The organism is uncultured Pseudosulfitobacter sp. (assembly GCF_963976325.1).
Classification (GTDB): Bacteria; Pseudomonadota; Alphaproteobacteria; order Rhodobacterales; family Rhodobacteraceae; genus Pseudosulfitobacter.
The window spans coordinates 71,107-82,827 of the sequence record NZ_CAXBJW010000007.1; the positions used below are offsets into that span (position 1 = coordinate 71,107).

General features: G+C 64.9%; 10 protein-coding genes. 4 read left to right on the forward strand and 6 right to left on the reverse strand.

Going from position 1 to position 11,721, the window contains the following annotated elements; genetic code table 11:
- Nucleotides 1–64: 64 nt before the first annotated feature.
- The 4 genes from AAC077_RS15595 to xylF all read right to left on the reverse strand — a co-directional run bounded on the left by AAC077_RS15595 (nucleotide 65) and on the right by xylF (nucleotide 4,143).
- A complete protein-coding gene (locus AAC077_RS15595; protein WP_339771253.1) occupies nucleotides 65–946 on the reverse strand; it encodes a glucokinase in 882 nt (293 codons plus the stop codon).
- Between the two features lie 3 nt (nucleotides 947–949).
- Nucleotides 950–1,717 carry an ATP-binding cassette domain-containing protein gene (locus AAC077_RS15600; RefSeq protein ID WP_339771256.1) on the reverse strand — a complete coding sequence of 256 codons (768 nt, stop codon included), beginning with the start codon at nucleotides 1,715–1,717 and terminating at the stop codon, nucleotides 950–952.
- Nucleotides 1,714–3,030, reverse strand: coding sequence for a sugar ABC transporter permease (locus tag AAC077_RS15605; RefSeq protein WP_339771259.1), 1,317 nt, complete (start codon nucleotides 3,028–3,030; stop codon nucleotides 1,714–1,716). Before AAC077_RS15605 ends, AAC077_RS15600 begins: the two co-directional genes overlap by 4 nt.
- 120 nt (nucleotides 3,031–3,150) lie before the next feature.
- The gene (xylF, locus tag AAC077_RS15610; RefSeq protein WP_339771410.1) at nucleotides 3,151–4,143 is read right to left on the reverse strand and encodes a D-xylose ABC transporter substrate-binding protein; all 993 of its coding nucleotides are present in this window, start codon (nucleotides 4,141–4,143) and stop codon (nucleotides 3,151–3,153) included.
- A 214-nt stretch (nucleotides 4,144–4,357) separates the two neighbouring features.
- Here xylF and AAC077_RS15615 point away from each other — a divergent pair, with 214 nt between their 5' ends.
- Both AAC077_RS15615 and AAC077_RS15620 read left to right on the forward strand, forming a co-directional pair.
- Complete coding sequence (locus AAC077_RS15615) at nucleotides 4,358–5,557, forward strand: ROK family transcriptional regulator (protein ID WP_339771261.1); 1,200 nt, start codon at nucleotides 4,358–4,360, stop codon at nucleotides 5,555–5,557.
- On the forward strand, nucleotides 5,547–7,046 hold the full coding sequence (locus AAC077_RS15620; RefSeq protein WP_339771265.1) for a CRTAC1 family protein: 1,500 nt from the start codon (nucleotides 5,547–5,549) through the stop codon (nucleotides 7,044–7,046). The genes AAC077_RS15615 and AAC077_RS15620 overlap by 11 nt, the downstream gene beginning before the upstream one ends.
- Here the strand turns inward: AAC077_RS15620 and AAC077_RS15625 are convergent.
- Nucleotides 7,040–8,356: a cytochrome c peroxidase gene (locus tag AAC077_RS15625; protein WP_339771268.1), complete on the reverse strand. Its 1,317-nt coding sequence runs from the start codon at nucleotides 8,354–8,356 to the stop codon at nucleotides 7,040–7,042. The two genes, AAC077_RS15620 and AAC077_RS15625, sit on opposite strands and share 7 nt — an antisense overlap.
- A 12-nt stretch (nucleotides 8,357–8,368) precedes the next feature.
- Nucleotides 8,369–9,820, reverse strand: coding sequence for a xylulokinase (gene xylB / locus AAC077_RS15630; protein ID WP_339771271.1), 1,452 nt, complete (start codon nucleotides 9,818–9,820; stop codon nucleotides 8,369–8,371).
- Between the two features lie 100 nt (nucleotides 9,821–9,920).
- Between xylB and AAC077_RS15635 the strand changes: the two genes are divergently transcribed.
- Nucleotides 9,921–10,925 carry an NAD-dependent epimerase/dehydratase family protein gene (locus AAC077_RS15635; protein ID WP_339771273.1) on the forward strand — a complete coding sequence of 335 codons (1,005 nt, stop codon included), beginning with the start codon at nucleotides 9,921–9,923 and terminating at the stop codon, nucleotides 10,923–10,925.
- Nucleotides 10,926–11,029: 104 nt separating this feature from the next.
- Nucleotides 11,030–11,719: a ribulose-phosphate 3-epimerase gene (rpe, locus tag AAC077_RS15640; protein WP_339771276.1), complete on the forward strand. Its 690-nt coding sequence runs from the start codon at nucleotides 11,030–11,032 to the stop codon at nucleotides 11,717–11,719.
- The last annotated feature ends 2 nt before the right edge of the window (nucleotides 11,720–11,721 follow it).

The window sequence follows — 11,721 nt, forward strand, 5'->3', positions numbered from 1 at the left end:
TCAGCCGGTCGCGGCCATCTCGTACATATTCGGCGGTGTCTGGTACAACTTTCCGACGCCGCTGCTAGACCTGATCCAGACAGGCCGCACAGCCCGCAAGGGCTGCGGCATCGTCCGTCACGCACCACATCGGAATATCCGACAAGGTGCCCTCGAACATATCGCGCACCCGCGCCGCGGCCAGAACGTTGCCCGTGTCGGGCAACCCCACAACCGCGCGCGCCAGACCGCCGTTGAAATAGATGCCGCCCAGCGGCATGAACTGGAACGTCATGTCGCGGCACAGTGCGGCCAAGGCCTGCACATAGACCGCCATTGTCGCATCGGCCTGTTCCACGATCTGCTGGCTGGGCATCTCTGCCCCGCCCAGCGCGCGGTGCAACGCCCGCAGACCGGCACCGGCAAAGACCTGCTCGACCGTTTCGAACGCCGCCGCCTTGTCGCCCAGATGTGCCTGCAACACGCGGTAGACGCCGATGGGCAGCCCGGTGTGCCCTTCCTCGGCCAGCATCACGCCGCTGCCGTGGGCCACGCTGACGTTGAACCCGGTGCCCAGCCCGACAACCAGCGCCTGCCCGCCGGGGGCCGCACGGCCCGCGACAACCGGCACCACAGCATCGCCAGACAGATAGGGCAGCGCGTGCCCGACCGCCGCCAGGTCGTTGATGATCCGCACCGCCGCACCGCCCAGGGCCGCGCCCAACTGGTCGGCATCAAACGACCAGTCGCGATTGGTCAGACGCACGTGGCCCGGCATCACCGGCCCCGCGATGGCCACGCACAGCCGGTCCACCGCAGCGCCCTGCCGGAAATCGTCCAGCACATCGGCAAAGGCGGGGTAATCGTCGTTGCGAAACCAATTGACCGTGTCGGCCACAAGCACACCGCCCTGCGCATAGGCCATGCGCGTGTTGGTGCCGCCCACATCTGCCACGACCGATCGCATGACTTACGCCGCCTTTCCGGGCTGTTTGCCCAGGATGATCATGCTGAGCAAATCATCATCGGTCACATCGGCCACATTGACCGTGCCCACCAGCTTGCCGTTTTTCATCACCGACGCGCGGTCGCACAGTTCCATCACGTCGTGAATGTCATGGCTGATCAGGAAAATCCCGATGCCTTCGGCCTTCAACTGCGTGATCAACTCGCTGACCATCTGCGTCTCGTGCGGGCCAAGCGCCGCCGTGGGTTCGTCCATGATCAGGATCTGCGCGTTGAAATAGACCGCGCGCGCAATGGCGACCGACTGGCGTTGACCGCCCGACAAGGCGCTGACCGGGTCCTTGAACTTTTGAAAGTTCGGGTTCAGCCGCGCCATGATCTTGCGCGCTTCGCTTTCCATGGCGTCATCATCGACCAGCCCCAGCGGCGACGTCAGCTCGCGCCCCAGAAACAGGTTGCTGGCGGCGTCCAGATTGTCGGCCAGTGCCAGTGTCTGATAGATCGTTTCGATGTTATAACGCCGCGCATCGCGGGGGCTGCGGATGTCGGCGCGTTCGCCGTTCACGTAGATCTCGCCGCTGTCCATCTTGTAGGCACCGGACAGGATCTTGATCAGTGTCGATTTGCCGGCACCGTTGTGGCCCAGCAGGCCCACGACCTCGCCGGGGTACAGGTCGACCGACACATGGTCGACCGCGTGCACCCCGCCAAAGCTGATGCAAATGTCGCGCATGTCGATCAGCGGCGTGCCGGTGTTGGTTTTACTGCTCATTTCGAAGACCTCCGGTAGAGATTGTCCAGATAGACCGCAAGCACCAGAACGCCGCCCACGACGACCTGTTGCACAGCCGCGTCAAAGCCGATCAGCACCATGCCGGTTTGCAGCGACTGCATGACAAATGCGCCCAGAACCGCGCCATAGATGGTGCCGACCCCACCGCTAAGCGACGTGCCCCCGATGACAGCGGCGGCGATCACGTAAAGTTCGTCCAGCGTGCCCAGCGCGTTGGTGGCCGACCCCAGCCGGGCCGAGGCAACGACGGCAGACAGGCCGGTGAGAAACCCCATAAGGGCAAAAATCTTGACCGTCATCCAGCGGGTGTTGATGCCCGCCAGCGCCGCCGCCTCGGGGTTGCCACCGATGGCATAGACGTAGCGGCCAAAGCGGGTGCGGGTCATCACAACGGTCATCACCACGATCACCGCCAGCAGGATCAGCACCGGAATGGCAAAGCCGTGGCTGATGTACAGGCCCCCTTCGGGAATGGTGATGTCGTTGGCGGCGGCATAGCGGCGCACGATGCCCACAGGCCACGGATAGGCGTTGACCAGCAGCACCGCGCCAATGACCGCACCCACGCTGATGATACCGATAAACCATTCGGCCCAGATGGGGCGCAGCCGGAATTCAAACCGCTTGCGCCGCGCGCGGCCCATGATGATCATGGCAACCACCGCGATGGCGGCGATGATGCCCACGATCCAGCTGCCCGTGGCGCCCACGGCCCCGTTCGGCCCACCGCCCAGCAGTTTGAACGTGCTGTCCAGAGGCGAGATCGTCTCGCCCCGCGTGATCAGGAACGCGACACCGCGCCAGACCAGCAAGCCGCCCAGCGTGACGATAAAGGCAGGGATCGACAGATAGGCGATCAACCAGCCGTGGATGGCCCCCACGATGGTGCCCGCGATCATGCCGACGATGCAGGCGATGATCCAGATGCTCCAATGTTCCAGCCCCACCAGCTTGGGCAGAAACCACACCTGGGTGATGCCCATGATGACGGCGCAGAACCCCAGCACGGACCCGACGCTTAGGTCGATGTGGCGGGTGATGATCACCAGAACCATGCCGCAGGCCATGATCCCGATCGACGCAGTTTGCACGCTGAGGTTCCACAGGTTGCGCGGGGTCAGGAACGAGCCAAAGCCGTTGCTGAGTGCGCCGTAGACGTGAAAGCCCACCCAGATCAGCGCCAGCGCGCCCAACATGCCCAGCAGCCGCGTGTCCAGTTCGGTGTCGCGCATGAACCGCTGGACCAGCCCCGGCTGGCTGCGTGTGGTGTTGTGTTCGTTTGTGTCGGTCATGTCCGCACCCGTCAGATACGCCGATCCCGTTTGCGCGGATCGCGCAGCGGATCAGGCTGAAAATGTTGTGAAATCAAGTGGCAGGCACCGGCGGCACATGCGCGCCGGTGCCCTTGTGGCTTAGTTGCAGCCCGCAACGCCGTCCATCGCACCGGCGCAGACTTTGTCTTTTTCGATGTGGCCTGCGTCGATCACGTCCGCGATGTTGTCCTTGGTGATCGGAGTGGGCGCCAGGAAGATCGCGGTCATTTCCACGCCCTTTTCACCACCGGACCACATTTCGGCACCGTCAACATCGGCCATCGCGGCACCACCGGCCAGAGCCAGCGCAATTTCGGCCGCTTTCTTGCCCAACTGACGCGAGTCCTTCCAGACCGACACGGTTTGCGTGCCACGCGCCACACGGTTCAGCGCGGCATGGTCGCCGTCCTGTCCGCCCACGGGAACGCTGAGACCCTGCGCCTGCAACGCGGCAATCGCGCCACCGGCCATGCCGTCGTTTTCGGCCAGAACCGCATCGACGTTGTTGTCGTTGGCGGTCAGGATCTGTTCCATGTTGCGCTGTGCGTTGTCAGGCTTCCAGCCATCGGTGAACGCTTCGCCGACGATCTTGATCTTGCCCGCATCCACGTCCGCGCCGATGACTTCCATCATCCCTTCCAGCAGGAACAGCGCGTTGGGGTCGCCCTTGTCGCCCTTGATGATGGCAAAGTTGCCCTCGGGCTGCACGTCCATCACGGTTTGCGCGATGATGCGGCCCACGCCCTTGTTGTCAAAGGTCAGGTAAAAGGCACGCGGGTCTTCGATCAGGCGGTCATAGCCGACGACGGGAATGCCTTCGTTGTCGGCCTGGTCGATGGCGGGGCCGATGGCATCCTTGTCCACAGACAGGATGATCAACGCGGTTGCCCCCTGCGCGATCAGCGCCTCGACATCGGTCAACTGCTTGGCTGCCGACGCTTGGGCATCTGCCGAAATATACTTGGCCCCCGCCGCTTCGATGGCTTCTTTCATCGCGGCCTCGTCGGTTTTCCAGCGTTCTTCCTGAAAGTTCGACCAGCTGACGCCAACCGTCACATCCTGCGCCCATGCGGCCACGGCCGTCACGGTCATCGTCGCCGCCAAGGCGACCGTTTTGATAAATTTCATTGTGTCCTCCCAAGACTTTTGCCCAACTGCCGCACGGGGTGCAGAGGGTTGAGATCATCATTATGCATTTAAATTCGGAAAGCAAATTAAATTGGACAAGCGTTGAAAACACCTGCATTCTATAGTTCAAGATGCGGCGACACTCATCGTGCAACCCTTTGGAAAAGCGACAAATAGCATGGCATTCGGACACCAACGCGAAGACAGTCGGCTGATCCTGTTGCGTGAGATTTCGCAAGAGGGACGCATCCCGCGCATCGACCTGGCCGAGCGTACGGGAATCAGTCGCGCGACCGTCACGACCATCACCGCCGACCTGTTGCGCGACGGGTTGATCGAGGAAATCCCCCGCGAAGACGGTGTGGCCGGCACGCGGGGCCGCCCGCGCGTGGACCTGAAAATTGCGGGGGCCGCGCATCTGGTGGCGGGGGTCAAAGTGTCGGGGTCGCGGATTTCGCTGGTGCTGATGGATTTCGAGGGCAGCCAGTTGGCCGATCACGAGGTGCCGTTGGGCGCAGGGCGGCACAGCCCCGCCGCGTTGGCCGGGCACATCTGTGATGCCGTGGCAGAACTGGCCGCCAAGATTGGCATCGACACCGCCCAAATCTCGGGCGTGGGGGTCGGGCTGGCGGGGACCATCGACGCAGGGGCCGGTGCCGTGCACTGGTCGCCCTCGCTGAACGCGCGCAACGTCGATTTTGCCGCCCTGCTGGCCGAACGGATGGGCGTGCCGACCTATCTGGACAATGACGCGAACCTTGTGGCGATGGCCGAAAAGACATTTGGCCTGGGGCGGGGGCGGTCCGATTTCATCGTGGTCACCATCGAGGCCGGTGTCGGCATGGGTATCATTCTGGGCGGCGAGATTTACCGCGGCACACGCGGCTGCGGCGCGGAATTCGGCCACACCAAGGTGCAGCTTGAAGGGGCGCTGTGCCGCTGCGGCCAGCGCGGCTGTCTGGAAGCTTATGTGGCCGAATACGCCCTGCTGCGCGAGGCGGACACCGCCCTTGGCCCCGACACGACCCTGTCCGGCCAGATCGCGCGACTGCTAGAGGCGGCAAAGGCGGGCGACCCCACGGCGGCGTCGATTGTATCGCGGGCGGGGCGGATGTTTGCGATGGGACTGGCCAACATCGTCAACATCTTCGACCCCGAGCTGATCATTCTGGCGGGCGAGCAGATGCAGTTCGACTATCTTTATGCGGATGAGGTCATTGCGGAAATGCGCAAGTCCATCGTGCAGGTCGACGCCGCCCCGCCCGAGGTGGTGATCCACAAATGGGGCAACCTGATGTGGGCGCGGGGTGCGGCGGCCTATGCGTTGGAATTCGTACAAGAGCGCGCGGCGCGCGAGGGGCGTGTCGATGCGGCTTAGCTTTGTTCTGCTCCTGTGCGCGGGCGTTGCGCAAGCCGACCCGCTGTTCACCCCCGTCGCGGTGCCGCATCACCAATACGACGGCGGGTGGGAGCATTTTGTCGGCGGCGGCCTGACGGCGTTCGATTGCAACGGCGACGGGCGCACCGACCTGGCGGCGGCGGGCGGCAGCACTCCGGCGGCTGTGTTTGTCAACGAAAGCGATGGCGACATACGGTTGCGTATGGAAACCCTGCCCGTCAGCGACAGCACCGGCGTCTATGCGCTGGACATCAACAACGATGGCCACCTTGACCTGATGATGCTGCGCGTCGGCCCGGACCAGATCTGGCTGGGCGACGGGGCCTGCGGCTTTGCCCCTGCCGATATTATCGCTTTTGCCGACAAATGGACCACGGCGTTTTCCGCCACGTGGGAGCCGAGCCAGACCCGCCCGACGCTGGCCATGGGGCACTATGTTGACCGCAGCAATCCTGACGGGCCGTTTCAGGCCTGCGACACCAACAGCCTGTGGCGGCCCGATGGGGAGGGCTGGGCGCAGACCGTTCTGGAGCCGGGATTTTGCCCGCTGTCGGCGCTGTTCACCGACTGGTCGCGCAGCGGGCAGGCCGACCTGCGGCTGTCGAACGACCGGCACTATTATGTCACCGGCGGGGCGGAACAGCTTTGGCAAATGGCACCCGTTCCGCGCCTGTACACCGAAGCCGACGGCTGGGCCGAGCATCACATCTGGGGCATGGGCATTGCCACCCGCGATCTGGACCGCGATGGCCGCGACGAGGTGTTCCTCAGCTCAATGGGCGACCAGCGGCTGCAACGGCCCACGGGCGACGGGCCGGGCTATGTTGATGTGCCCTATGCGGTCGGGTCGACCGCGCACCGTCCCTATACCGGTGGCGACGGACGGCCCTCGACCGGCTGGCACATCGCGTTTGGTGACGTGCAGAACGACGGGCGCGACGATGCGTTTATCGCCAAGGGCAACGTGCAACAGATGCCCGGTATGGCAATGGACGACCCCAACAACCTGCTGATCGCGCAGGCCGATGGCACGTTCATCGAGGCCGGCCTGAGCGCGGGCGTCGCGTCGCTGCATCGCGGTCGCGGGGCGGCGCTGGTGGATCTGGACAATGACGGGCTGCTGGATCTGGCCGTGGTCAACCGCCGTGCGCCGATGGAGGTCTGGCACAACACCAGCACCGACACCGGCCACTGGCTGTCGCTGGACCTGAGCCAGCCTGACATCAACACCCGCGCCATCGGTGCCTGGATCGAGGTGGACGACGGCACATCGGTGCAATCGCGCGAACTGGTGGTGGGTGGCGGCCACGCGGGCGCGTCGGATGCGCCGCAGCATTTTGGTCTGGGCGATGCAACGTCTGCGCAGGTGCGCGTGCTGTGGCCCAATGCGCCCGCATCGGGGTGGGTCACGGTGCAGACCAACCAACGCTATCGCCTGCGCCCTGGCGCAGCACCCGAAGCCTACTGATCCACCGGCAGGCCGCTGGGCACCGTCGCGGGCACGCCCAGACGTCCGTCCAAACTGCCCTCGTCTGTCAACGCTTCAAGAAAGGCTATGATCGCCTGCACCTGTCCGTTGCTCAGCGCGCTTGCGGGCAGCTCGTTCGCCGCGGCGATGCGGGCCACTTCGGCAGGGTCATCCATGACTGTGGTGTCCACCACCCCCGTCATGTCCGGCAACACTGCCTGCGCCGGATCGTATTCGGTCAGATGTTTCACAGGGTTCAGGTGATGGCGGACCACATCCTCAAGCTGCGCATAAGCGCCCGCATGACCGTAAGGCGCGGTGTGCACCACATTGCGCAGCGACGGCGTGCGGAACCGGAATGCATCGGCTGGATCACCTGTCACCAGCATCCGCCCCTCGTCCGCCGCACCGCTTTCAAAGATCGCGCGCTTGCCCGGTCCGATCTGCGGCATGGCAATCGCGTGGAAATCATGGTCGGTCTGGAACAGGCCGGAATGGCAATTGGAACACCCCGCCTTGCCGTAAAACAGATCACGGCCAAAGGTCTGGTCCCGTGTCAGATCACCCTCGCCACGCAGCGCGCGGTCAAAGGGGCTGTCTGTCGCCTGCCACTCGAACGCGACAAAGGCCGCAATCGCATCGGAAATATCGGTGAAATGCACCGGCTTTGCGCCGATCACATCGTCGAACCGCGCGCGGTATTCGGGAATGCCCGCCACCCGCTGCGCCAGTATGTCCCACGCCCCGCCCGGTCCGGTCATCAGCCCCTGACGCACAGCCCTGGACACGTCGCTTTCGCCCAGATGGCCCGCCATCTCGTCCGCGGACAGCACAGGAAACATGGTCTGCGCGCTGAGCAGGCTGGCAAAGCCTTGCTCCATCTCGGAGCCCAAGGGTGTGCGAATGCCACCCGCGCGGGCCGCGTCGACCTCTAACCGCCCATCATGAAAGAACGACCGGTATTCCAACGCCCCCACGTTGAACAGCGCGGGCGCATTGCGGGGTATCCGGTGCGTGGGCTGGTTCGACGGGTCTACCGCCCGCACCGGACCCAGCCCGTGGCCCCCGTCGCCCAGCCCCAGCGACACGCCGTCGCCCGTCGCATGGCGCGGATGGTGGCAGGTGGCGCAACTGACCGTTTGGCCGCCCGACAGGATGGGATCGTAGAACAGCAACCGCCCCAGTTCGATCTGGCCCATGTCGGCCACCGGAAAGTCCGCGTCCGGCGCGGGCAGATCGCCCGCACAGGCCATGCCAGCCCACAGCGCCAGCGCGACGCCCCGTGCGATGTCAGTGATGCGCAAAACCATGAACCACACCCGTCATTGCAAGGCTTTCAAATTTGCAAACGCTTCGCGAAACGCCTGATGTGCATCGGCAAATTCCGCGACCCGCGCCGCATCCGGCGTTACCGTACGCGCAATCTCGGGCTTGGTCATCACCTGTTCGGGATCGGCCCCGGTCACGCCGCAGATCGCCAGCCGCGCAGCCCCCAAGGCCGCGCCAAACTCGCCCCGTGCGGGGATTTCCAGCGGCAGGTTCAGCGTGTTGGCCAGCAGTTGCACCCAATGCGACGAAGCCGCACCGCCACCAATCGCCAGCAGTGTCTGCGGATCGGCCCCCGTGTCTTGCAACGCCATCAGGCTGTCGGCCTGCGCAAAGCTGACCCCTTCCAGAACCGCGCGGGTCAGGTCCGGCACGTCATGCGCAATGTCCAACCCGCTGAAACCGCCGCGCACCTGCGCGTCGTTGTGCGGTGTGCGCTCGCCGGAGAGGTAAGGATAGAACCGCAGGCTGCCCGGTGCGCGCACGTTATCGCCCAAGGCTGCGGTCAGCGCCGCAGGCCCCTGCCCCGTGATCCGCGCCAGCCAGTTCAGGCTGTCGGTGCAGGCCAGCGTCACGCCCATCTGATACCACCGCCCCGGCACCGCGTGGCAAAACGTGTGCACCGCGCTGGCCGCATCGGGGGCAAAGCCGCCCCGCGCCGTCAGCACCACACCCGAGGTGCCCAGTGAGACGAAACCGTCGCCCTCGTGCAGCGCGCCGACACCGCAGGCCGCCGCCGCATTGTCCGCCGCCCCCGCGATCACCTGCACGCCGCGCGGCAGGCCCAGATCGTCGGCCAGCGCGTCGCGCATGGGGCCGATCACGCCGCTGCCCTCGTGCAGCGCAGGCATCTGGTCGCGGCGCATCCCGCCTGCGTCCAGCAGCCTGTCGGACCAATCGCGCGCGCCCACGTCCAACCATGCGGTGCCGGCCGCATCCGACATTTCAGTGGCGCAGGTGCCGGTCATCCACAGGCTGACGTAATCCTTGGGCAGCACCACCTTGGCGACGCGGGCAAACACATCCGGCTCGTGTGCCGCGACCCACGCCAGTTTCGGCGCGGTAAAGCCGGGAAAGACGATGTTGCCGCTGATGTCACGCACCGCGTCGGCGCCATCCAACGCCGCCGCTTCGGCGTGGCTGCGCGTGTCGTTCCACAAGATGCAGGGTCGCAGCACGTCACCCGCATCATCCAGCAGAACCGCCCCGTGCATGTGCCCGGCCACCGCGACGCCCCGCACAGCGGCATATTCCGCCGGATGCGCCGCCCGCAACGCGGCCAGCGCCGTCTGGCATCCCGCAACCCATGTCGCCGGGTCCTGCTCGCTCCAGCCCGGCGCCGGATGCGCCGCCTGATAATGCGCCTCTTGCGCGTCGACGGGCGCGCCGTCTTCGTCCACCAACAGCGCGCGCACGCCGGACGTACCCAAATCCAAACCGATATACATGGCAAATCTCCCTTGCCGCATCCTGACCCGGACTAAATTTGATTGTCAAACTAATAGCGGGCGCTGGCAATTCTTGCGGTGCTGCGGCAAGGTCCGGGGTATGACACGCACCGCCCTTATCACCGGCTCGGCCGGCTTCATCGGCTACTTTACCGCCCGCCGCCTGCTGGATCAGGGCTGGCGCGTGATCGGGCTGGACGCGATGACCGATTATTACGATGTGACGCTGAAGGAACGCCGCCACGCGATGCTGAACCAAAGTGCGGGGTTTTCAGCCGTGACCGAACGGCTGGAGACGCCCGGCGTGCTGCTGGACCTTTTCAACCAACACCGCCCCGATGCGGTCATCCACCTGGCCGCTCAAGCCGGCGTGCGGTATTCCATCGACAACCCGCGGTCCTACGTCGAGGCGAACCTGGTCGGCACCTTCGAGCTGCTGGAAGCCGCCCGCGCCGTTCCGCCTGCACATATGCTGTTGGCCTCGACCTCCTCCGTCTACGGGGCCAACACGCAGATGCCCTATACCGAGGCCGACAAGGTCGACAGCCAGATGTCGTTCTACGCCGCCACCAAGAAGGCGACCGAGAACATGGCCCACAGCTATGCGCATCTGTATGATCTGCCGATCACCATGTTCCGGTTCTTCACCGTCTACGGACCATGGGGCCGCCCCGATATGGCGCACTTCAAATTCACCCGCGCGATCCTGAACAACCAACCCATCGACGTCTACAACCACGGCGACATGATGCGCGATTTCACCTATATCGACGATCTGACCGCCGCCATCAGCGCCCTGATCGACGCGGTGCCCGAACGCGACAATCCGGTGGCCGGCGACAGCCTTAGCCCCGTCGCGCCGCACCGTGTCGTCAACATCGGCAACGGCGCGCCGGTCCGCCTGATGGATTTCATCGCCGCGATCGAGGCCGCCTGCGGCACCAAGGCGCAGATCAACTTCAAGGACATGCAGCCCGGCGATGTCCCCGCCACATGGGCCGACGCGACCTTGCTGGAAACGCTGACCGGCAAGCGCCCCGCGACCCCGATCCAGACCGGCATCGACGCCTTCGTGGCATGGTACCGCGATTATTACCAAACCTGACCCTTCATCTTGCCAAATAAACTCCCGCCGGAGGCTCCCGCACTTTCCACAGGCAGCGCAGCCCGCTATAGACAGCCCGACCCCAACACCCAAAGGCTGCCCTCATGACCTTCGACCGCGCGATCAAAATTGCACCCTCCATCCTTGCCGCCGATTTCGCCAACTTCGGTGCCGAATGTGCCGCCGCCGAGGCGCAGGGTGCGGACTGGATTCATGTGGACGTGATGGACGGGCATTTCGTGCCCAACATCACCTTTGGCCCCGCCACCTGCGCGGCGATCCGGCCCCACATCAAGGGCGTGATGGACGTGCACCTGATGATCTCGCCGGTGGATGCCTATATCGACGCTTTCGCGCAGGCCGGTGCCGACGTGCTGACCGCCCATATCGAGGCAGGCCCGCACATCCACCGCACCCTGCAAGCGATCCGCGCGGCGGGCTGCAAGGCGGGCGTCGCGCTGAACCCCGGCACGCCTGCGTCGGCGGTCGAGGATCTGATGGATATGGTTGATCTGGTCTGTGTGATGACGGTGAACCCCGGCTTTGGCGGGCAGAAGTTCATCGACATGACCACCAAGATCAAGACCCTGCGCAGCATGATCGGTGACCGGCCCGTGCACATCGAGATTGACGGCGGTGTCGACCCCAAGACCGCACCGCTGGTGGCACAGGCGGGGGCCGATGTGCTGGTCGCAGGCTCTGCCGTGTTCAAGGGCGGTTCGGTCCAGAACCCCGCACCCTACGGCGAGAACATCCGCGCCATCCGCGCCGCTGCCGAAGGTGTCTGGGCCTGATC